This window comes from Afipia sp. Root123D2 (genome assembly GCF_001425835.1).
In the GTDB taxonomy this organism is placed as follows: domain Bacteria; phylum Pseudomonadota; class Alphaproteobacteria; order Rhizobiales; family Xanthobacteraceae; genus Afipia.
This window is the reverse complement of sequence record NZ_LMDP01000002.1, coordinates 469,566-491,222: the sequence shown is the minus strand read 5'-3', so window position 1 is coordinate 491,222 and position 21,657 is coordinate 469,566. Positions and strand designations below refer to the sequence as shown.

General features: G+C 63.9%; 22 protein-coding genes. 8 read left to right on the top strand and 14 right to left on the bottom strand.

Annotated features, from left to right (window positions below):
* Nucleotides 1-62: 62 nt before the first annotated feature.
* From ASC80_RS11435 to ASC80_RS11400, 8 genes are all read right to left on the bottom strand, one after another.
* Nucleotides 63-827, bottom strand: coding sequence for a P-loop NTPase family protein (locus ASC80_RS11435; RefSeq protein ID WP_056296924.1), 765 nt, complete (start codon nt 825-827; stop codon nt 63-65).
* Between the two features lie 144 nt (nt 828-971).
* Nucleotides 972-2,141, bottom strand: coding sequence for a M48 family metallopeptidase (locus ASC80_RS11430; protein WP_056296921.1), 1,170 nt, complete (start codon nt 2,139-2,141; stop codon nt 972-974).
* Nucleotides 2,142-2,188: 47 nt separating this feature from the next.
* Complete coding sequence (locus ASC80_RS11425) at nt 2,189-2,749, bottom strand: LemA family protein (RefSeq protein ID WP_056296918.1); 561 nt, start codon at nt 2,747-2,749, stop codon at nt 2,189-2,191.
* A 211-nt stretch (nt 2,750-2,960) separates the two neighbouring features.
* The gene (locus tag ASC80_RS11420; protein WP_056296917.1) at nt 2,961-3,353 is read right to left on the bottom strand and encodes a COG4315 family predicted lipoprotein; all 393 of its coding nucleotides are present in this window, start codon (nt 3,351-3,353) and stop codon (nt 2,961-2,963) included.
* A 67-nt stretch (nt 3,354-3,420) separates the two neighbouring features.
* Complete coding sequence (locus ASC80_RS11415) at nt 3,421-4,404, bottom strand: small ribosomal subunit Rsm22 family protein (protein ID WP_056296916.1); 984 nt, start codon at nt 4,402-4,404, stop codon at nt 3,421-3,423.
* Nucleotides 4,405-4,562: 158 nt separating this feature from the next.
* Nucleotides 4,563-8,027, bottom strand: coding sequence for a chromosome segregation protein SMC (gene smc, locus ASC80_RS11410; RefSeq protein ID WP_056296913.1), 3,465 nt, complete (start codon nt 8,025-8,027; stop codon nt 4,563-4,565).
* Nucleotides 8,028-8,323: 296 nt separating this feature from the next.
* A complete protein-coding gene (locus ASC80_RS11405) occupies nt 8,324-8,980 on the bottom strand; it encodes a DsbA family protein (protein ID WP_056296910.1) in 657 nt (218 codons plus the stop codon).
* Between the two features lie 141 nt (nt 8,981-9,121).
* Complete coding sequence (locus ASC80_RS11400; protein WP_056296908.1) at nt 9,122-9,601, bottom strand: DUF721 domain-containing protein; 480 nt, start codon at nt 9,599-9,601, stop codon at nt 9,122-9,124.
* Between the two features lie 27 nt (nt 9,602-9,628).
* On the opposite strand from ASC80_RS11400, the gene mutY reads away from it, so the two are divergent.
* Nucleotides 9,629-10,738, top strand: coding sequence for an A/G-specific adenine glycosylase (gene mutY, locus ASC80_RS11395; RefSeq protein ID WP_056296905.1), 1,110 nt, complete (start codon nt 9,629-9,631; stop codon nt 10,736-10,738).
* A gap of 2 nt (nt 10,739-10,740) precedes the next feature.
* Here mutY and ASC80_RS11390 read toward each other — a convergent pair whose 3' ends face one another.
* The gene (locus ASC80_RS11390) at nt 10,741-12,030 is read right to left on the bottom strand and encodes a flavin-dependent oxidoreductase (protein WP_056298776.1); all 1,290 of its coding nucleotides are present in this window, start codon (nt 12,028-12,030) and stop codon (nt 10,741-10,743) included.
* A 65-nt stretch (nt 12,031-12,095) separates the two neighbouring features.
* Nucleotides 12,096-13,025 (bottom strand): LysR family transcriptional regulator, encoded by a 930-nt coding sequence (locus tag ASC80_RS11385; RefSeq protein WP_056296904.1) that lies wholly within the window; start codon nt 13,023-13,025, stop codon nt 12,096-12,098.
* A 90-nt stretch (nt 13,026-13,115) separates the two neighbouring features.
* On the opposite strand from ASC80_RS11385, the gene ASC80_RS11380 reads away from it, so the two are divergent.
* Together ASC80_RS11380 and ASC80_RS11375 are read left to right on the top strand one after the other, a co-directional pair.
* Nucleotides 13,116-13,532 carry a nuclear transport factor 2 family protein gene (locus ASC80_RS11380; protein ID WP_056298774.1) on the top strand — a complete coding sequence of 139 codons (417 nt, stop codon included), beginning with the start codon at nt 13,116-13,118 and terminating at the stop codon, nt 13,530-13,532.
* A 138-nt stretch (nt 13,533-13,670) separates the two neighbouring features.
* The gene (locus tag ASC80_RS11375) at nt 13,671-13,853 is read left to right on the top strand and encodes a hypothetical protein (protein WP_056298771.1); all 183 of its coding nucleotides are present in this window, start codon (nt 13,671-13,673) and stop codon (nt 13,851-13,853) included.
* Nucleotides 13,854-13,872: 19 nt separating this feature from the next.
* On the opposite strand, the gene ASC80_RS11370 is transcribed toward ASC80_RS11375, so the two are convergent.
* Nucleotides 13,873-15,006, bottom strand: a complete 1,134-nt coding sequence (locus ASC80_RS11370) for a site-specific DNA-methyltransferase (protein WP_056296901.1) — start codon at nt 15,004-15,006, stop codon at nt 13,873-13,875.
* A gap of 376 nt (nt 15,007-15,382) precedes the next feature.
* Between ASC80_RS11370 and ypfJ the strand changes: the two genes are divergently transcribed.
* The gene (ypfJ, locus tag ASC80_RS11365; protein ID WP_056296899.1) at nt 15,383-16,327 is read left to right on the top strand and encodes a KPN_02809 family neutral zinc metallopeptidase; all 945 of its coding nucleotides are present in this window, start codon (nt 15,383-15,385) and stop codon (nt 16,325-16,327) included.
* A 116-nt stretch (nt 16,328-16,443) separates the two neighbouring features.
* Nucleotides 16,444-16,995: a molybdenum cofactor biosynthesis protein B gene (moaB, locus tag ASC80_RS11360; protein WP_056296897.1), complete on the top strand. Its 552-nt coding sequence runs from the start codon at nt 16,444-16,446 to the stop codon at nt 16,993-16,995.
* A 13-nt stretch (nt 16,996-17,008) separates the two neighbouring features.
* On the opposite strand, the gene ASC80_RS11355 is transcribed toward moaB, so the two are convergent.
* From ASC80_RS11355 to ASC80_RS11345, 3 genes are all read right to left on the bottom strand, one after another.
* On the bottom strand, nt 17,009-17,947 hold the full coding sequence (locus tag ASC80_RS11355) for a bifunctional helix-turn-helix transcriptional regulator/GNAT family N-acetyltransferase (RefSeq protein ID WP_056296895.1): 939 nt from the start codon (nt 17,945-17,947) through the stop codon (nt 17,009-17,011).
* Nucleotides 17,948-18,022: 75 nt separating this feature from the next.
* Nucleotides 18,023-18,595, bottom strand: coding sequence for a glycosyltransferase family protein (locus tag ASC80_RS11350; RefSeq protein WP_056296892.1), 573 nt, complete (start codon nt 18,593-18,595; stop codon nt 18,023-18,025).
* Between the two features lie 159 nt (nt 18,596-18,754).
* A complete protein-coding gene (locus ASC80_RS11345; protein WP_056296891.1) occupies nt 18,755-19,087 on the bottom strand; it encodes a DUF3551 domain-containing protein in 333 nt (110 codons plus the stop codon).
* 125 nt (nt 19,088-19,212) lie between these two features.
* On the opposite strand from ASC80_RS11345, the gene ASC80_RS11340 reads away from it, so the two are divergent.
* From ASC80_RS11340 to rnhB, 3 genes are read left to right on the top strand one after another with little or no spacing between them, the layout of a single operon-like run.
* Nucleotides 19,213-20,367, top strand: a complete 1,155-nt coding sequence (locus ASC80_RS11340) for a PA0069 family radical SAM protein (RefSeq protein ID WP_056296887.1) — start codon at nt 19,213-19,215, stop codon at nt 20,365-20,367.
* Between the two features lie 20 nt (nt 20,368-20,387).
* Entirely contained in the window at nt 20,388-20,843 is a 456-nt protein-coding gene (locus ASC80_RS11335) for a VOC family protein (RefSeq protein ID WP_056296884.1), read from the top strand.
* 52 nt (nt 20,844-20,895) lie between these two features.
* A complete protein-coding gene (rnhB, locus tag ASC80_RS11330; protein WP_082512529.1) occupies nt 20,896-21,657 on the top strand; it encodes a ribonuclease HII in 762 nt (253 codons plus the stop codon).

Below are 21,657 nucleotides of genomic sequence, written 5' to 3'. Positions count from 1 at the left end.
AAAGCCAGAGCTTCGCGTCTGATTTCATCAGAAGCAAAAGTTCTAGCCGCGTGGGCGCGCCGTCATTGCTCGCTGGTCGAGGGGCGGGTTGCGCCCTTGTCCTTGCTGCCGACGATGTCGGTGAGCTTGATGCGGTCGAACTCGCCCCAGACATTGCCGAGCCAGTGGCGGACGTAGCCGCGTAGCACGAACGAATAGTTCGCCGACTCGCCGGACGTGCCCTTGTTGGCGACGAACTTCAGGAACGGCACCGAGGCGACTTCGACCTGCTCGTAGGCCATTTCGTTGAGCTTCGGAATCGTGATCTCGGTCGCGTTCTTGATGCGGTGGAAATACGAATTGTAGGTCGCCTGATCCCACTCGAAGAAGCTGGTGTTGTTGATGAAGTTCTTCACCAGGAAATATTTCGCGCCGTCCATGAAGTTGGCGGTTTCGGCGATCTCGTCGAGCGAGGCGATCGACGGGCCGAGGATGTGGAACACGGCGAAAGTGATCTGGCCGGAGCGCGCAGCGTCGAGGAAGCCGATGTCGCGCAGCGAGGCGAGGGTAGGCGACAGCAGTCCGGCGCGGACGTCGATCACGGTGACCGTGGAGTTCGCCGAATTCAGCGTATCGAAGATTTTCATCTGGTCGGATGTGGAGGTCACATCGACGATTTCGGTGATGTCGGGATGAAAGCGCTTCAGCGTGCCGCGCGGCGACTCGGTGTCGAACGCCCGGGTCGGAATGTTGTTTGCACTGAAATAGTCGAGAACGGTGCGTGACACGGTGGTCTTGCCGACCCCGCCCTTGTCCGCGCCGACCACAATAACCGCTGGCTTCGCCATGGTGCCCCTTTACGCGCCGCCCGCATGAACCCGTTCACGCGGCCGGTCTCTATTCCCGCCGGACCATGGCAGAATCGAGGGATAATTCAATTCTTGACACTGGTCCGGGCGAGAATCCGACGATTTCGTTAACAGATTAGGGGCTTACCGTCTGCCCCAGGGACCAGTATGCGGGTCGGTCAGTGGGCCAGCAACCGGGTCGGTTGGCGCATTGGACGGCGAGGTGGAACCGCCCCACGGGCCCGCCTGTCCCGACCAGGGGCCGGCCGGCCAGTTTTGCGGCAAATCGCCGGGATTGCCGTCCACCGGCTGCGACGGCAGCGGAAGCGGCCCGGGATCGCGGCCCCCGGCATATTCCACCAGTGCCTTCACCCGCGAATCGACCGAGGGGTGGGTCGCGAACAGGTCGGCGAAGCCCTCGCGCGGGTTATCGATGCACATTTCCATCACCGCCGAGGTCGCACCCGGCAACTCGCCGTGACCCTCGATCTTGCGCAGCGCGGAGATCATGGCATCCGGGTTCTTGGTCAGTTCGACCGAACCGGCATCCGCCAGGAACTCGCGCGAGCGCGACAGCGCGAACCGCACCACCAGAGACAGGCCCCAGGCCAGCCCGATCAACGCCACCGCCAGCAGCACGACCACGATGGCGCCGCCGCTTTTGCGGTCACTGTCGGACGATGATGACCGTCCGCCGCCGAAGCGCATTCCGGAGTTGAAGAAAATCCGGAAGAACAATTCGGCAAAAAAACCGATCACGCCGGCGATGATCACGGCGACCACCATGAGCTGCACGTCGCCGTTGCGGATGTGGGTCAGTTCGTGACCCAGCACGGCTTCGATCTCCTGATCGTTGAGCGCGTTGAGCAGGCCTGTGGTCACAGTGATTGAATATTGTCGCCGGTTGAGGCCGGTGGCGAACGCGTTGAGCGCGTCGTCGTCCATGATCTTGAGCTTCGGCATCGGGATGCCGCGCGAGATGCAGAGATTTTCGAGCAGGTTATAGAGCCGCGGCTGCTCCTGCCGGGTGACGTCGTGGCCGCCGGTCACCGCATCGATGATCGATTGGTGGAAAAAATAGGCAATCACGATCCACAGCGCGGCGCCGATGGTCGCGAAGGGCAGGGCCTTGAGAAAATCGTAGGATGCCGCCTGGATGTAATAGTCAGCCGTCCTGCCGCCGTCGGTCACGGCTTCGCCGATCAGCGCACCGGCGAACACCATGACGTAGACCAGCAGGAACAGCCCGGCGAGCAGCAGCACCGAACGGGTCTTGTTCGAGGCGATGTGCGTATAGAGACCGTACGCGGCCATGATGCGCTGCCCTGCCGGGGTTCGCTGTGCCTGTCAGAACCGGGCGGTCAGAACTTGACCGCCGGCGCCTGTTCGAGTTGTCCGCGGCTTTCGCCGAGATCGAAGAAGTCCTTGTGGGTGAAGCCGAGCATGCCGGCGAACAGCGCGGCTGGCATCTGCTGGATGCCGGTGTTGTATTCCTGAACCGCATTGTTGAAGAAGCGGCGGCTGGCGGCGAGCTTGTTCTCGATGTCGGAAAGTTCGGTCTGCAACTGCTGGAAGTTGGTGTTGGCTTTGAGATCCGGGTAGGCCTCCGACAGTGCGATCAGCCGTCCGAGTGCGCCGCTGAGCTGGTTTTCGGCAGCCGATACCTGTGCCGGTCCCTGTGCCGACATCGCGGCGTTGCGGGCTTTCACCACGTCGTCGAGTGTGCCGCGTTCGTGCGAGGCATACCCCTTCACGGTCTCGACCAGGTTGGGGATCAGGTCATGACGCTGCTTGAGCTGCACGTCGATGTCGGCGAAGGCCTGATTGACGCGCTGCGACAGCGCGACGAGACGGTTGTAGGCGGCAAACAAAAAAAGAACGAGCACGACGATGACGCCGAGGACAATCCAGCCGGTCGACATGGGGAAACTCCTTGAGGGACAACGGACCGCCGCACCGTAAACGATAAATGCGCCGTGCGGCAGGGGCCGCGCTGCGGGTGCGTTCTGGAATAGGTCGCCCTCAAGGCGATGAGGTTCAAGGGTCTGGATGATTTATGGAGAAATTGTCAGCTTTCTTCCTTGTCCCTCGCCGCGAGCGGTGAGGGACAAGGAAGCCGGGCTGTGCAACCGGTTATGGCTTGGCGAGGTGCCACGCGCCGTTGAGGAAGCCATCGCCGTTCACGTCGCCGGCCTTGGTGTCCTTCTTGAAGGTGTAGAGCGGCTTGCCCTTGTAGGCCCACATCTTCTTGCCGTCGTCGCGGGTGACGACGGTCCAGTCACCGGCGGCCTTGGCGTCGGCGGACGCCATCAGCGGCGGCCAGTTCTCGGCGCATGGGCCGTTGCAGGCGGACTTGCCGGCGGAATCCTTGTCGAAGGTGTAAAGGCTCATGCCCTTCGAATCGACATAAGTCTTGCCCTTGGAGGTATCGGCGACCTTGGCAGGGGCGGCGGCCTGGGCCAGCGCGACGGCCGAGGCGAGGATGGTGAATGCCGCGACGGCGGCGAGCGTTTTCGATTTTGTCATAGAGGTTACTCCCGATGGAAACTCGTGACGCACGCGCGTCATTGGAGAGAACTCCATGGCAGAAGGATTATTCCGCAGAACCTTCGGCGATCGCATCGCCCCAATTCCATCGCCGTGCGCGTGCGTAGAATGCCTTGTCGCGGTGCGGGGCGGTGACACGCTCAACCCCTTGTGGGGTACAGACTTTCGCCGTGACGGCGATCTTGGTTAATGCCGGCTGCGCGAGCACGCGCGATGGCCGCGCGTCCGGCGCCGTGCGCGACAGCACGACGTACGAGAATTTCTCGTCTTCGAACGGAAGGTCTGCGCCCTTGAGGTGTTTATGCGCTCTTGAGCGGGGCAGGCGCTGCACGAAGTGGCACCAGTCGGGTGCTTCCAGCGGACAGGCATTGTCGTGCGGGCAGGGCGCGACGACATGGGCGCCTTGAGCGATGAGACGCGCACGCAGCGCGATGATCCTGGCGTAACCCGCGGGCGTGCCGGGCTCGATCACCACGACTGTGTCGCGTGTCTTCGTCCACATCAGATCGGCGAGTGTATCGCGTGCGGCATCATTGAGTTCGTTGATGACGTAACTCGCGATGACGAGGTCCGCGCTATCCGCGCCGGCGATCAGTTGAGACGCATCGCCCTGGCCGTAGCGAATGGAATTGAGACGATGGCTCTCCGCGACGAGGTCGACCGCCAGCGCGCGGAGCGCCGCATTGGCGTCAAGCAGATTGAATGCATCAATGGAGGAGAAAGCCTCTGCCGCGGCCCATGTCGCGGTGCCGGGACCGGCGCCGACATCGAGCAGGCTGCGCGGCATGAAGTCAGGCTGTTGGTCCTGCAGGGCGTGAAGGCAGGCAGCCGTGGCGGCAAAGGTCGCCGGCATCCGCGCCAGCGCGTAGGCCAGCGCGTCGGCTTCGGTGCGGATCGGCGCTGAGGTGCCGCCGCTGCGGTAGGTGTTCGATATCGTAACCGCCCGTCGCGCGGCGTCGTTACGGGACAGCCCTTCGATCTTGCGGTCGAGAGCGGCTTTCAGTTCGGATGGCAGGGCAAAGGTCGGCATGGCAGCATACTACGTCGTCCCCGCGAAGGCGGGGACCCATAATCCCTGAGTCGTGACTGTCGCAAGAAGCCTTCCGGCAACGGCTCAAACTCAAGCGCCGGTGGCTATGGATCCCCGCCTTCGCGGGGATGACATCTGTGGTGGAGCATGTGTCGTCTCTACGCCACGTTTTGGTCAAGCACCTTCATCGCGCCGTCGAGATCGACAGAGACGAGCTGCGACACGCCACGCTCGGCCATGGTGACGCCGAACAGGCGGTTCATCCGCGCCATGGTGATCGGATTGTGCGTGATGATGATGAAGCGGGTCTCGGTCGAGCCGGTCATCTCGTGCAGCAGGTTGCAGAACCGTTCGACGTTGTGATCGTCGAGCGGCGCGTCGACTTCGTCCAGCACGCAGATGGGCGACGGGTTGGTGAGGAACACCGCGAAGATCAGCGCCAGCGCCGTCAAGGCCTGCTCGCCGCCGGAGAGCAGCGAGAGCGTCTGCGGCTTCTTGCCGGGCGGCTTGGCGATGATCTCAAGACCGGCTTCGAGCGGGTCGTCGCTTTCGATCAGTTGCAGTTCGGCCTCGCCGCCGCCGAACAGTTCGGTGAACAGCCGCTTGAAGTGGGTGTTGACCACCTCGAAGGAGGTCAGCAGGCGTTCGCGGGCTTCCTTGTTCAGGCTCTGGATACCCTGGCGCAGCCGCTTGATTGCTTCAACGAGGTCGTCGCGCTCGGTGGTCAGCGTGGTGTGCTGGGTTTCGACCTCGCGGAGCTCTTCCTCGGCCCGCAGGTTGACGGCACCGAGTCGCTCGCGGTCGCGGCGCAGCTTTTCGAGATCGGCCTCGATGTCGGCAACCGGCGGCAATTCCGTCTCCGGCTTGATCTCGGCGATTGCCGCGACCGCTTGAGGCTCGACTTCGAGGATGTCGCGGATTTCGCGCTCGATGTCCTCGATGCGGCGCTTGGTCGCTTCCATGCGCTCTTCGGCGCGGGCGGTTGCTTCGCGCGCGGCCGACAGCGCCTCGAGCGAGGCACGAGCCTCACGGTCGGTCTCCGCCATTGCCGCTTCGGCAGTGGCGAGTGTGTCGGCGGCGGTGCGGCGGGCCGCTTCGGCCGTTTCCAGTTCGCTGATCAGAGCGCGGCGCTTTTCCGCGAACAGCGCCGGCGCGTTGTCGAGCTCAGCGCGCTCGGCCTTCACTTCGCCGACGCGGGTTTCGATGGTGGCAATCTGCGCGGCGCCGTTTTCCTTGCGGCCCTGCCATTCGGCGCGCTCGGAGAGGATAGCCTGAACGCGGCGATCGGCGAGTTCGGCTTCGCGCGCCAGCGCCTGCGCCTCGGCGCGGGCCTGCGCCGCGAGACGGCGGCGATCTTCCATATCGGTTCGCGCGGTGGCGAGCCGGGCATCGATCTCGTCGCTCGGCGGCAGTTCGGCGACCGCCTCCACCGCCATCTCATGCGCGGAATGGGCCTCGGTGCGGTCTGCGGTGAGGCGGGTGTGGGCTTCGACCAGCGCCGAGCGCCGCGAAGCGTGACGGTTGATCTCGCGCTCGGCGGCGGCATGACGTTCGCGCGCGGCGTTCGCTTCGCGCTGCGAATTGCGGGTGGCGTCGCGTGCAGCGCTTTCGGCTGCGGCTGCGACTTTCAGCTCGGCGTCGGCGGTTTCCAGCGCCTGACGCTTGGCGGCGGCATCGCTACGGGCCTGCTCGAGCTCTGCCTCGATGTCGACGAGGCGGGCGCGCTCGGCAAGGCGGCGTGCCGCGCCGGTCGGTGCATGGGCGCCGGCGACGAAGCCGTCCCAGCGCCACAGATCGCCCTCGACCGAAACCAGCCGCTGGCCGGTCTTGAGCTGCGAGACGAGTTCACCGCCACGGTCGCGGCTGACGACGCCGATCTGCGCGAGACCGCGCGCCAGTTCCGGCGGCGCCTCGACATGGCTGGCGAGGGATTCGACACCGTCCGGCAACGCCGGATCGCCATCGAGAACGCCAAGCGCGGTCCAGCGCATCGGTGCGCTTGCATCGACCGGCGCGTCGAGTTCATCGCCGAGTGCGGCGCCCAGCGCTTTTTCATAGCCCTTGGCGACGTGGACGCCATCGATGATCGGCGGCCACAGGTTCTTTGTTTCGCCGTTGACGAGTTTGGAGATCGTCTTGGCTTCGGTTTCCAGCCGCTGCACCCGCTTGTCGGCTTCGACCACCGGTGCGCGCGAGGCTTCGAGCCTGGCACGGGCGGCGACATGGGTGGCTTCGCTGGTCTGCGCGACAGCCTCGGCTTCCACAACCTGTTCCTGTGCCGCTTCCATCGCGCCGGCGAGAACTTCGAGATCACCGAGGCTGCCGGTTTCGGCATCAAGTCTCGCCTGATCGCCTTCGACGCGCGCGATCTCTTGCTCGATGCGGGACAGCCGATCGCGATGGCTGCGGACGTTGGCTTCGAACTGGGTGCGCTTGGCGGTCAGATCGGCGAGCGCGGTGGTCAGTTCGGAGAAGGTGCGCTCGGCGGCGGCCAGCGTCTCTTCGGCCTCGGCGACACGCTCCTCGCTGCCGCTGCGCTTTTCGACGCGCGACTTGATCTCTTCCTTCAGGATGGCGTCTTCGGAATCGAGGCGCTCCAGTGCGACGTCGGCATCGGACATCTGCCGTTGTTCGCGCTCGATGTCGGCGGTGAACTGGGTCAGGCGGCGATCGAGTTCGGCAACGCGCTCCTTGGCGCGCTCTTCCTCCCGGTCGAGCAGTTCCCGCGCATTGGTCAGGCGCTGCAATCCGGCGGCGGCGCGCGCTTCGTTGTCACGCAACGCCGGCAGTTCGGAGGCGCGGATCGCCTGGATGCGGGCGGCCTCGGCCTGCTCGCGGGTGCGCTCCGCCATCTCGCGCACGGTGAGGTCGTGGGTTTTGCCGGCATCGGCGACGTCAGCGTGGGCCTGCAGCCAGCGCAGATGAAACAGCGTCGCCTCGGCCTTGCGGACCTTGGCGGCGACTTCGCGGAAGCGGATCGCTTGCCGGGCCTGGCGCTTCAAGCCGTCGATCTGTCCGGCCAGCTGCCCGATCACGTCCTCGACGCGGGTGAGGTTGGTCTCGGCGGCCTTGAGACGGAGTTCGGCCTCGTGACGCCGGGCATGAAGACCGGCGACGCCGGCGGCATCTTCCAGCACGCGGCGGCGTTGCTCGGGCTTGGCCTGGATGATTTCACCGATCTTGCCCTGGTGGACGAGAGCGGGGGAGCGCGCGCCGGTGGCGGCGTCGGCGAACAGGATCTGCACATCGCGCGCGCGGACGTCGCGGCCGTTGATGCGATAGACCGAGCCGGCCTCGCGCTCGATGCGGCGCGAGACTTCGAGGATTTCCTGATCATTCACCGCCGAAGGCGCAGACCGATCCGTGTTGTCGATGGTCATCACCACTTCGGCGTGGTTGCGCGACGGACGGTTGCCCGAGCCTGCGAAGATCACCGCATCCATGTCGGCGGCGCGCAGCGATTTGTACGAGGTTTCGCCCATCGCCCAGCGCAGCGCTTCCACCAGATTGGATTTGCCGCAGCCGTTCGGCCCGACGACACCGGTCAGGCCCGGCTCGATGACGAAATCGGTCGGTTCAACGAACGACTTGAATCCATGAAGGCGAAGACGCGTCAGTTTCATGTAATCGGTACTCTCTTGGCCGGCGGTCGAAGTTCCACCGGGGCAACGCCATAACTGACGATACACCTTGTCGGTGAGTCGCGGACCGCGTCCCATCAGGCCGGACAATGGCGAGGCCGCGCGCCGAGGGCAACCGCTCAAAGCGGCTTTTCCCAAGGCTTTTCGGGCTTTTAGAAGCGGATTTGGCGCGACTTTTCAACAGCTTTTGCGTGCCTGTTCCATGCGCCCGGGTGGCTGCGGCGATGGAACCCGTATGGCTGATGTCTGATCGGAGGCGGTCGCGCGCCGGAAGAGGCTTAGCTCTTGAGCAGCGGGTCGATCATCTTCTTGAAGGCGTCGAACGAGGTCTCGCCTTTGACCAGGGTGCCGTTGACGAAGAAGCTCGGTGTCGAATTCACCTTGAGCTTTTCGTTGGCGTACTGCCGGTCGTCGAGAATGCCCTTCTGGATCTTCGGGTCGTCCTGAACGCAGGCCTTGATCATCTGCTCGCTGAAACCGGCCTGCTTGCCGATGCGCGTGATGGTCGCGAATGGATCGGTGGCGAGATCGTTCTGCTGCTTGAAGATGATATCGATGAGCGTGAAGTATTTTTTGGAATCGTCCTTGGCGACGCAGCGCGCCAGTGCCGATGCGGCCAGCGCGGCCTGATCGAGCGGAAATTCGCGGAAGATGAACCGGACCTTGCCGGTGTCGATGTATTCTTTCTTCAACTGCGGAAACACCTCGCGGGTGAAGGCGGCGCAGTGCGGGCAGGTCATCGAGGCGTATTCGATGACGGTGACGGTCGCGTCCTTCGGGCCGAGCGCCATGTCACCGAGCGAGCTTGGCTTGGCGATCTCCACGGCGGTCTGGGCGCTGGCTTCCGTGAACAGGCGCCAGGGTGAAATGCCGATGGCGGCGGCAAAGCCTGTGAGAGTGAGGGCTTGCGTGAAGGTGCGGCGCGTGATGTTCAACTGACTGCTCCGGAAATAAAGGTCGGCCCGCGCGTCGCGGCTGGTCGATCTTGCTGCGCGTCGGCGTGTCTGGCTAGCTTGAAACGATAATTGTGGCAATGGCAGGCCGCGATTTCGGCCGCTCGCGACAGGCTCAAAGGCTCAATTTCGCTTGATCGAGGCGCCGAGCCGCGCCAGCGCGGTCCGCAAATCTTCATCCGCGATCGCCTCGAGCTGTTCGGCTTCCCTGGCGACTGCGGCGGGGTCGGGCGGTTTGACCGTTTTCCGCACCGGGCGGCGGGACAGCGGGGCCTGCCGCAGCGCCAGCTTGCCGACCGCGCTCCATCCGAAAAACCGATTGACCCGATCAAGGATGACGCTCGACATGTGCTGGATTTCCAGCGCCATCGGTCCTTCGACCCGCAGGATCAGGGTTGCGGGCTCCTGCGGCTGGCCTTCGACCGGACGCAGCCACTGGAGCTTCAACGGTTCGGAATGGGCGGCAATCTCGGGGCCGGCGATCTCGGCCCAGCGCGTCACCAGTTCGCGCGAAGCGAAGCCCTGCTTGGCGAAGGCATCGTTGATCGTCGCACCCAAAAGAGTCGACAACGGCTTGGCGGTGAGCGGTCCGGGCTTGTTCATCTGACGGTCGATTGCCTAAAAGGAAGCATGACCCTAGCAGGCGCCACCGCACGGCGAAAGAAAGTCGAAGTGGGCGTCTCGCGCAAGTCCGCCGGTCGGCCGGAACTTCTGCTGGCGTGGTACGACCGCCATCGCCGCGTGTTGCCATGGCGCGCGCTGCCCGGTGAACCCGCCGATCCGTATCGGGTGTGGCTGTCCGAAATCATGCTGCAGCAGACCACCGTGAAGGCTGTCGGACCGTACTTCATTAAGTTCCTCGCGCGCTGGCCGACCGTGTCCGATCTCGGCGCGGCGAGCCTCGACGACGTGCTGCGGATGTGGGCCGGGCTTGGCTATTACTCGCGTGCGCGCAATCTTCATGCCTGCGCGGTGGCCGTGCTGCGCGATCACGGCGGTGATTTTCCCGACACCGAAGACGGCTTGCGTGAGCTGCCCGGCATCGGGCCGTACACGGCCGCCGCGATCGCCGCGATTGCATTCGACCGCCGCACCATGCCGGTGGACGGCAATATCGAGCGTGTGGTGTCGCGCTTGTTCGCGGTGGAAGACCCATTGCCGAAAGCGAAGCCGGAAATTCAACGGTTCGCCGCAGCACTGCTCGGCTCTTCGCGCGCCGGCGATTCCGCGCAGGCGCTGATGGATCTCGGCGCGACGATCTGCACGCCGAAGAAGCCGGCGTGTTCGCTCTGTCCGCTCAACGACGATTGCGCGGCACGCACGCGCGGCGATCAGGAAACATTTCCCCGCAAGGCGGCGAAGAAAACCGGTGTGCAACGACGCGGTGCTGCGTTCGTCGTCACGCGCGGCGGTGAGATTCTGGTGCGGACGCGGCCGGACAAAGGGCTGCTCGGCGGCATGACCGAAGTGCCGACATCGGAGTGGCTTGCCGGTCACGACGACAAGGTGGCGCTGGCGCAGGCGCCGGTTTTGAAGGGCGCGTCACGCTGGCATCGCAAGGCCGGCACGGTGAGGCATGTGTTCACGCACTTCCCGCTGGAGCTTGCGATTTACACGGCGCAGGTTCCGGCGCGGACCCGAGCGCCCGAAGGGATGCGCTGGGTGCCGATCGCGACGTTGAAGGACGAGGCGCTGCCCAACGTCATGCGCAAGGTGATCGCGCATGGGCTGGGTGATTGAGATCAGCCCGCGCTGGATAACTGTGACGTCTCCGGCAGCGGCACGATCGGCGGCTTGGCGTTGAGCGCTTCGACCTGAAAGCCCGCGACCTTCTTGTAGGTATTGGCGATGTCTTCCAGCTCCTGCTGCGACAGCACATCGGTGACGATCTTGAATCCGTCCGGCGCGCGCTCTTCTACCAGCTGCATCACCTGCTCGGGACCGTTGCGGCGGTTGAGTTTCACCAGTTCCGTGGTCGCTGGGCGGCGCTCGGCTTCATAGGCCCGCAGCGCGGCCGGTGTTTCGCCATGCGCGAGGATTTCGCGTGTCAGGACGCGAGCATCGAGGATCGCTTGCGATGCGCCGTTGGAGCCGATCGGATACATCGGATGCGCGGCGTCGCCCATCAGCGTGACATTGCCGAAGGTCCAGCGGTCGAGCGGATCGCGGTCGACCAGCGGATATTCGTAAGCGTGCGGGCAGTTGCGGATCAGGCCGGGGACGTCGAGCCAGTCGAAACGCCAGTCCTCGAACCACGGCAGGAATTCCTCGATCCGCGCCGCGCGATTGTAGTCCTCGCGCCGCCAGTTGTAGGTCGGCGGCAGGAGGCGTTCGGCGACCCAGTTGATCTGGTACTTGCCGTTCGGCAGCGGCGCATTGGATATCGGGTAACAGACGAACTTCAGGACCTCGTGCCCGGCCATGATCATGGTGCGGCCGGAGAGGAAGGCGTCACTCTTGGTAATGCCGCGCCACAGGATGCGGCCGTTCCACAATGGTGCGCCTTCCTGCGGATAGAGTTTTCCGCGCACCGCCGAATGGATGCCGTCGGCGGCGATCAGGATCGTGCCGTCATAGGTGCCGGCGTCCTTGCCGGTTGAGCGGTCGATGAAGGTTGCGCGCACGCCGTCCGGCGTATCGGTGAAATCTGACAGATGATGGCTGGTGAGAAGGTTATCCGCACCGAGCCGTTCGATCACCGCGTCGAGCAGGATCTGCTGCAGGACGCCGCGATGGATCGAGAATTGCGGCCACTTGTATCCAGCTTCGATCCCGCGAGGTTCGCTCCAAATCGGCTTGCCGTGTTTGGAGAAGAACGACAGCTCCTTGGTGCGCACGCCAAAGGCGTTGAGCTTGTCGAGCAGTCCGAGTTCGATCAGTTCGCGCACGGCGTGTGGCAGCACGTTGATCCCGACGCCGAGCGGTCGCAGTTCGGTCACGCTCTCGAACACCCGGCACGGGATTCCGATCTGATGAAGGCTGAGCGCCAGCGTCAGTCCGCCGATCCCGCCGCCTGCGATAAGTACCGTCATGACAAGCCCCTTTGATGCGGAGGTCATGGCACGGGAGCCCGGTGGCGGGCAACCGGGATCATTGTCTAGCGTTGCCTGGAGCGGGGCGGGCCGTCGCTGAGTTCGCGGCCGATCTGCAGCATCAGGCTGCGCAGCCAGATCGAGCCGGGATCCATCTGGGCGCGGGTCGGATAAAACATGAACTGCTCGTCGATGCCGGGATCGAGCGGTGGTGGAACCGTCGAGAGGGCCAGCGGCTTCGCCAGCACGTCGATCAGCCGGCCCGGCACGAATGCGACGAGATCACTGCGCGCCGTGACGTGCAGGGCTTCGATGTAACTCGGTACCACCAGCGCGATCTGACGTTCGAAACCTTTAGTCTGCAGCCAGTGGTCGATGAGATCAATGTTCTGGCCGCGGCCGATGACGGCGACATGGCGCGCCTTGAGGAACGCAGCCGGGTTTTTCAACCGCGCGCCAACCGGATGTCCCTTGCGCACCGCCAGCGCATCGGAATCGGTGTAGAGCAATTGCCGGTGGAAGCCGTTGAAGGCGTCGCCGATGCTGACGATCAGGTCGATGGTGCGCGCGAACTCTGCGGTGAACACAGCCGGCCCGCGCCACGGCACAATTTCGATCCGGACATGCGGCGCGGCTTTGTCGAGCCTGCTCATCAGGCGCGGCATCAGCAACTCGACCGCGAGATCGGGCATCATCAGGCGGAAGCGCCGCTCGCTGCGCGCGGCATCGAACTCGTCGGGCACGAGCAGGCCGCGCACCTGATCAAGCGCCTGCGCGAGCGGCGCACGTAAGGTCTGCGCGCGTGGTGTTAATTCCATTCTGGCGCCGACGCGCACCAGCAGCGGATCGCGAAAGATATCGCGCAGGCGTCGGAGCGCGTGGCTGGTCGCCGGCTGCGACAAGCCGATCCGCATCGCCGCGCGCCCGACATTGCTTTCGAGCAGCAGCGCGTCGAGCGCAACCAGGAGATTAAGGTCGAGCGATGCCAAATTCATTTGGCGAATATATATCATAGTTAGTATCGATTGGAAGAATGGAGCCAGGTTGCGCATGATGGCGCATCGCCCACGAACGGAGATGTCGCCATGAGCGCCGAAGCCAACAAGAAACTTATCCAGCAGATATTCACTGACTCGGCTAACCGCAGCGGCACGACCTTCATCGACCACCTCGCGGACGATGCGACCTGGGTTCAGACCGGCCAATGCTCGTGGTCGCGGACCTTCAGCGGAAAGGACGAGATCACGAACGGCCTTTTCGGCTATCTGCGAAGCCTGCTGGCCAACCGGCCGCGAACGCTGGCCTTCAATTTTATCGCCGAAGGCGAATACGTCGTTGTCGAGGCCCGGGGCGATAACGTCACCAAGTCCGGCGAGCGCTATAACAACGAGTATTGCTTCGTCTGGCGCGTTCAGAACGGCAAGATCAAGCAGATCAAGGAATACTGCGACTCGGCGCTGGTTGAACGGGTTCTCGGCAGGTTTCCGGCTGCTGCTGCCTAATCTATCCGCACTGCCTCGGGTTCATTCGATGAAACCGTTGCGGGATGTGCGAGTTATCCATTCTGCACGGTTCATGCGTGTTCCGCGGACGAGGGCTTGTGCCGGTGGGTTGCGGCGCGCGCAAAAGAGGAGAACGTCATGCTGCAAACGGAAATTCACGATTACGCGCGGAAGCTCCTGCAGGTTCGTGGCCCGGACGCCATTGCCGAGGCCGCGCAAAAGGCGATCACTTTCGAGAAGGAAGGCAAGGCCGAGGACGCCAAAAACTGGCGCCATATCGCCGATGCGATGAAGCAGATGCGCGGGCCGCACCAGAGCTAGATCGAGCAGGGGCGGCGGGTCAGCCCGCCGCCATTTCGGTGCGGATTTCCGCACGCAATTCGTCGATCAGACGCAGACCCTTCCGGGTTTCGACATGCCAGAAGGTCCAGCCGTTGCAGGCCTCGGAACCTTGCGCGAGCGCGCCCATGCGGTGGATCGAACCGACCTTGTCGCCCAGCATGATGGCACCATCGGCGCGCACCAGTGCGCCGATTTTTTTCTTGGCATCGACCAGCTTGGTGCCGGGTGAAATCATGCCGCGTTCGACGAGTTCGGAGAACGCGACGCGCGGTGCGCCGCGCGCGGTCATGAACGGAGCCAGCGTCGCTTCCGGTAGCGGCTCGATGGCGGCGATGCGCGCCTCGGCGGCCTTGGCGTATTCCTTGTCGCGCTCGAAGCCGATGTAGCTGCGGCCGAGACGCTTGGCGACCGCGCCGGTGGTGCCGGTGCCGTTGAACGGATCGATCACCAGATCACCGGGCTTCGATGACGACAGCAGCACGCGTGCCAGCAGCCCTTCGGGCTTCTGGGTCGGGTGAACCTTCTTGCCGTCCTTGCCCTTGAGGCGCTCGTCGCCGGTGCACAGCGGGATCAGCCAGTCGGAACGTGCCTGCACGTCCTCGTTGGCGGCCTTCAGCGCCTCGTAGTTGAACGTATAACCCTTGGCGTTCTTGTCGCGCGCGGCCCAGATCATGGTCTCGTGCGCATTGGTGAAACGGCGGCCGCGGAAATTCGGCATCGGATTGGTCTTGCGCCACACAATATCATTGAGAACCCAGAAGCCGAGGTCCTGCATGATCGCGCCGACGCGAAAAATATTGTGATAGGAGCCGATCACCCAGATCGTCGCCGACGGCTTCATGATGCGGCGGCAGGCGAGAAGCCATGCGCGCGTGAAGTCGTCATAGGCGGCGAACGACGAGAATTTGTCCCAGTCGTTGTTGACGGCATCGACATGCGATTCGTCGGGACGTTTGAGATCGCCCTTGAGCTGCAGGTTGTACGGCGGATCTGCAAACACCAGATCGACCGAGCCTGACGGCAATTTCGACATCTCGGCGACGCAATCGCCGACGATGACGCGCGAATCCGGGGAAGTTTCAAATTGAGTGCGGGGCGCCCTTGCAGACGCCCCGCGACGCGACACAACCATGACTCAAAACCTGACTCAGGCGACGCAGTCGGCGACGCGGGACCAACAAATCCGACTGTCATCACCATGAAGGCCCAAGGTAAAAATCGACTTAACTGCAAAAATCTTTCCGTCATTGTTTGTCGCGAACATATGGAAGCTCGCGATGCGTACACTGCGTGCGCAATGCAAGGCACGCGACAGAGCCGCGAGACGAGAATTCCGCCCGGTCGCGGCGGCAGGCAACGCAATGCAGATACGCGGCGGGATGAAGCAGGCCAGTGAACGACCGCACTAGGCAATAATTGCCGGGCGCGGTATGAATCATGGACGGGATCCTTTGCCGCTCTGTCTTGCTGTGATGCGGACGATCCCAGCCGATCGAGGAGATGCCCTGATGCGCTACGATGATTTCCGCCGCAGCGACAATATCGACGACCGCCGCGACGACGATGGCGGCGGGTTCGGCGGTGGCGGCGGCGGTTTCGGCCTGCCGATGGGCGGAGGCGGCGGGCTCGGCATCGGGACTGTCATCGTGCTCGGCCTGATCGGCTGGGCGGTCGGCATCGACCCACGCATCCTGATCGGCGGCGCCGAGATTCTCACCGGCGGCCAGCAGCAAGCGCCGAGCTACCAGACCGACCGCCGTTCCGCGCCGTCGAAGGCCGGGGCACCGACCGACGAAATGGGCAGCATGATCGCCGGCGTCCTCGGCGAGGTTGACGATCGCTGGAGCGAGATTTTCCGGGAGAACGGGCGCACCTATCAAGGCCCGCGCATCGTGCTGTTCAGGAACGTCACCAATGGCGGACGTTGCGGCCGTGCGCAGTCGGCGATGGGGCCGTTCTATTGTCCGCCGGACAAGCAGATTTTCCTCGATACCGGGTTCTTCCGTGAAGTCGAGACCCGCTTCCGCGGCTGTTCGGGCAATGCCTGCAAGTTCACCGCAGCCTATATCATCGCACATGAAGCCGGCCATCATATCCAGAACCTGCTCGGCATCCTGCCGAAGGCGACGGCCGCGCAGCAGCAGGCCGGCAGCCGCGCCGAAGCCAATGCGATTCAGGTCAAGGTCGAGTTGCAGGCCGACTGCCTGTCCGGCGTCTGGGTCAATCGCGAGGAAAAGAAGCGTCCCGGCTTCCTCGAAGCGGGCGATATCGACGCCGCGCTGCAGACCGCCTCGGCGATCGGCGACGACACCTTGCAGCGCCAGGCCACCGGGCGCGTGGTGCCGGATTCCTTCACCCATGGCTCCGCTGCCCAGCGCAAGCGGTGGTTCATGATCGGCTATCAGCAGGGCAAGGTTGCGGCTTGCAACACCTTCGCGACCAACAATCTGTAAGTGAGACGCACCAATCCGTCGCGCCCGGCCTTGTGCCGGGCATCCACGCTTTGTGATACAGGTGAGGACGTGGATGGCCGGGATCAGCCCGGCCACGACGAGAAACGGATTGGCGGATGGCGACCAGCGATTCCAAACCTTTTATCCCGCTCAACATCGCAGTGCTGACGATTTCCGACTCGCGCTCGCTGGCCGACGACAAATCGGGCACGACGCTGGTGGATCGCCTGACCGCAGCCGGCCACAAGCTCGCCGCGCGCGACATCGTCACTGACGACGTCGAGGCGATTCAGGCGAAGGTCAAATCATGGATCGCCGACCCGGGCGTCGATGTCATCATCTCCACCGGCGGCACCGGTTTCACCGGCCGCGACGTCACGCCGGAAGCGATGGAGCCGCTGTTCGAAAAGCGGATGGACGGATTTTCGATCGCATTCCACATGCTCAGTCATGCCAAGATCGGCGCATCCACCATTCAGAGCCGTGCCACCGCGGGCGTCGCCGGCACCACCTTCATCTTCTGCCTGCCGGGGTCGCCTGGCGCCTGCCGTGACGGCTGGGACGGGATTCTCGCCCATCAGCTCGACTACCGGACACGGCCGTGCAACTTCGTCGAGATCATGCCGCGGCTGGACGAGCACCTGAAGCGCGGCAAGGCGAGGAACTGATCGCCACATAGAGTCACTTCAGCGTCAGTTCCCAAGTCTCGCCGACAAGATCCTGGCCGAAGCTGCAATGCGGCTCGCTGGCGATATGCACAAAGCCGGCGCCGCGATAAATGCCCCGTGCCGCGACCAGGATGCTCTGGGTCCATAGCGTGATCTTGCGATAGCCGCACTGTCTCGCGAAGGCGATGCATTCCTCGACCAGCCGTTTGCCGACGCCGAGGCCGCGCGCCTGCGGATCGATCAGCAGCAGGCGCAGCTTTGCCACCTCGTCGGATTGCCTGACCAGCATCACCGAGCCGACCTGCACGCCATCGATGTGCGCGATCCAGCATCGTTCCCGCGCCGGATCGAAATTCTTCACGAACTGCGCCACGATATCGGCCGCCAGTCCTTCGAACGGCATGCCCCACCCATATTCGCGGGCATAGAGCAGGCCGTGCTGCTGGACGATCCAGCCCATGTCGCCGGGCTGATGGGTGCGCAGGGCAGTCTTAGGGCGAGATGGCGGATCCCCAAGCAGACGTTCGATGGAGGTCATCGACTCGATCAGGCGTTGCTCGCTTCCGGAAGGGAGAGCGCCGAGCATCTCCCCGATCTCCCGGTGCGATGTGCGATCAAGGCGGCTGAACGCCTGCCGACCTTTGGCGGACAGCGCGAGCTGAAATTGCCGGCGATCGGAGGCGAGCGGTTTTCGCGTGATGAGGCCGCGATCGAGAAAGGTCTGGACGATGCGGCTCATGTAGCCTGGATCGAGCCCGAGTTCGGCACCGATGTCCCTGGCGGTGCTTTGGTCCCGATGCGCGAGTTCGAACAGCACGCGCGCTTCGGTCAGGGAAAACGGGCTGTGCAGAAGATGCTGCTCGAGCACGCCGATCTTGCGGGTATAGAAGCGGTTGAAGCGCCGGACCGCGGCGATCCGGGCATCGTTGTCGGTGTTGGGATTTGCAGGCATCGATTGAAGTCTCGTCGCAAGCGGGCGACACGATCATTCAATCGATTGTTGACTGAGTCAACTAATTCGTACTGCTTACGCCGGAACGAAAATCCGGGTGCGCAGCATCGCGCGGCCGCTGCGGCCGATTTTCGACAGCAGCCGGGTCTCGGCGCTTCGCGCGTCGGCATAGCCGCCCAGGCTATCGTAATGCGCGCGGGCGATCAGCAATCCCTGATCCGCCGACGGCCCGCCGATGATCCGCGACAATCGGCGGAAGCCCTCACCCCACTCGCTGCCGGTGTAGGGCGAGCGGGCGTAGCGGAACACGCCGGCGAGTTGATGCCCGCTGAGTGACACGCTTTGAATGAACTGGGCGGTCTCGTCGATCCAGCCGGAATCGAGCACGGCGCCGGGATGCAGGAACATCAGCCATGCCGACCGCGCCTGTCTTGCGCCGGCGGCCAAGGCTGCGGCACGCGACAGCCCACCGCAGGCCAGGAAATGACAACCGGCGACATCGGCAACACGCGCGATCGCATCATCAGAAGTGCGGTCGACCAGCGTCACCTCGCGAATGACGCCGGCGGCGGCGCCGGGCACTAGAGCTGCGAGGGTGGCAACCACGGGTGCCTCAAGGCCTTCAGTGGGAATAACGACGCTGATCATGGGATGACGCGTAACGGGAACGACCGTGCGCGGCAATAGTCGCTTTACAATGCGTGAAAAAGCCCGTCACTGCCGCAATTAACGGCATCGCAGGACAGCGAACGGCGGCCCGCCTCAACGCGCCGCCATTCGCCGTATCTTTATCTCTGTCAGCCGCCGTCAGTACGCGCGGTACCATCGGACGTAGCCGCCGCCATAGATCGGGCCATCATAGCGGTTGTAGCTCGACCCATATTCGACGACCGGGCCGCCCATCAGCCCCTCTGAATAGGCATCGTCGTCCCCGTACGGATTGCGAACGCACGTGCCGCCCACACCGTCCTGTGACGCGCGGCAAGCCCTGAAGCTGTAGAATTCGCAGCTCTGGAAGGTGCCCGAGGATTCCTTGTCGGTCAGACAGATCGGGCCAGCCTTAACCGGAGTCGAGGCGACTGAAACCAGCCCTGCGGCTGATAATCCGATGGCCGCGGCGGTCATCAATAGTTTGCGCATGTCGCAATCTCCTTCCAGTTCTAGATGTGGCGGACGGAGAACCAACGCCGGAACGCCGGGATGGCTCCTGTGAAATCCGGAATTCATGTTCTTGTTTTGTTCTAATGACGTGCTATCTTTGAATCATGAGCAGAACAGCGCATGTCTTGAAGCACGAAGTTCCCGTGCCGCCCGCCCCGGCAGAAGCCGAGGCCTTCGACGATATAGGCATCGCGATCGACCGGGAGCGGCGGCGCGGTCGCGGAGCCCAATCCAATACGAGCGGGCGTTACGAGGCCGAGGCCAAGGTCGCCTTCGACGACGGCTGGCAGAGTCTCGACGAACTTCCGCCGTTCAAGACCACGGTTGGGCTCGATACCGCGCGCAAGGTCATTACCCGCAACGAATCGCCCGATATCGGTTTCGACCGTTCGATCAATCCCTATCGCGGTTGTGAGCACGGCTGCGTCTACTGTTTCGCGCGTCCGACCCACGCCTATCTCGGGCTGTCGCCGGGACTGGATTTCGAAACCACGTTGTTTGCGAAGCCGGATGCCCCCGAACTTCTTGAAAAGGAACTGGCGGCGCCGGGCTACGAGCCGCGCATGATCGCGATCGGCACCAACACCGATCCGTATCAGCCGATCGAGCGCGAGCGCAAAATCATGCGCGGCATTCTCGAGGTGCTGGAGAAAACATCGCATCCGGTCGGCATCGTTACCAAATCGGCGCTGGTGACCCGCGATATCGATATTCTGGCGCGAATGGCCAAGCGAAATCTCGCCAAGGTGGCGATCTCGGTAACGTCGCTCGATCCGAAGCTGGCACGCACCATGGAGCCGCGTGCCTCGACGCCGCCGAAGCGTCTCGAAGCGCTGCGCCAGTTGGCCGATGCCGGTATTCCTGCAACGGTCATGGTTGCGCCGGTGATTCCGGCGCTCAACGATTCCGAGATCGAACGCATCCTCGATGCCGCCGCCCACGCGGGAGTAAAGGAGGCGAGCTACGTGCTGCTGCGTCTTCCGCTGGAGGTGCGCGACCTGTTCCGCGAATGGCTGATGGCGAATTATCCCGATCGCTATCGCCATGTGTTCACGCTGATCCGCGACATGCGCGGCGGCCGCGACTACGATTCGCAGTGGGGAGCGCGGATGAAAGGCACAGGACCTATGGCCTGGATGATCGGGCGGCGGTTCGAGATCGCCTGCGATCGGCTCGGCCTCAACAAGCGCCGCTCGAAACTGACGACGGCCCATTTCATCAAGCCGACCCGTGGCAGCGATCAACTCGATCTGTTCTAAGGACCTGTCAGGAGTTTGCCATGAGTGACCCGTTGCAAAAGCCGGTGGCCCGATTCACGGTCCTGACGCTGGGCGTCGAATACATGCGCAGAAGCATCGCGTTCTATGAAGCGCTCGGATTTACGCGAAAACTCCGTGTGACGGGCGACGAGGTCGCGTTCTTCGACACCGGAGGAGCGGTCCTCGCGCTCTATCCGTGGGACAAACTCGCTGCGGACGCTGCAATTGCCAGCCAGCCGCAGCCGGCGGCGTTTCGCGGCGTCACCCTGGCATGGAACTGCCGCAACGAAGCCGAGGTGGATGCGGTCCTCGCATTCGCGGTCGCGCAGGGGGCGGCGTTGCTGAAAGCGGCGCATCGGACCGGCTACGGCGGATATTCCGGTTATTTCGCCGATCCCGACGGCCATCCATGGGAGGCGGTGGTCGCGCCCGGCATCGAGGTCGGCGCGGACAATCTCGTTCATCTGGCGGACTGAATAGCGGGGATTTCCGGTTGCGCGGGTCGGCCTCAGCCCGCAGCATCGCCCCATGATTCGCGACAAGTCATCACCGGTTCCGCGCACGCCGAAAGCCGCACATGGCGCCATTACCGCCACGCCGCCGAGTTTCCGGCGCGAGCGCGCGCTGATAAAAAATGGCGTGTGGCCGGTCGCCGGCTGCGACGAGGTCGGACGCGGACCGCTGGCGGGGCCGGTGGTCGCGGCTGCGGTCATCCTCGATCCGAAGCGGATTCCCAAAGGCCTCGACGATTCGAAGCGATTGACGCGCGGGCGCCGGGAGGAACTGTTCGAGGAAATTTGCGCCACGTCTCTGGTCGCGGTTGCTGCCGCGCCGCCGTCACGGATCGAGCGCGATAACATCTTGCGCGCGTCACTGTGGGCGCTGGCGCGTGCGGTCCAGGCGCTGCCCGAGGCGCCGAAGCACGTATTCGTCGATGGTCGCGACCGGATCGAGGTTGCCTGCGGCTGCGAGGCCGTGATCGGCGGCGACGGCATTATTTCCTCAATCGCGGCGGCGTCGATCGTCGCCAAGGTGTCGCGCGACCGTCTGATGTGCCGTTTGGCGCTCGAGCACCCCGGCTACGGTTTCGACAGTCATATGGGCTACGGCGTGCCCGCGCATCTCGCCGCTCTGGATCGGCTTGGTCCGACCATTCATCATCGCCGTTTCTTCGCGCCGGTCGCAGCGGCGCATCTCAAGCATGGGACGTCGGATATCAATGTTATAGGCGAGGATGCCGGCATGGCGGATGCGGGGTTCACAGCGGAATCATCCGCCCGAGTTGCCTGA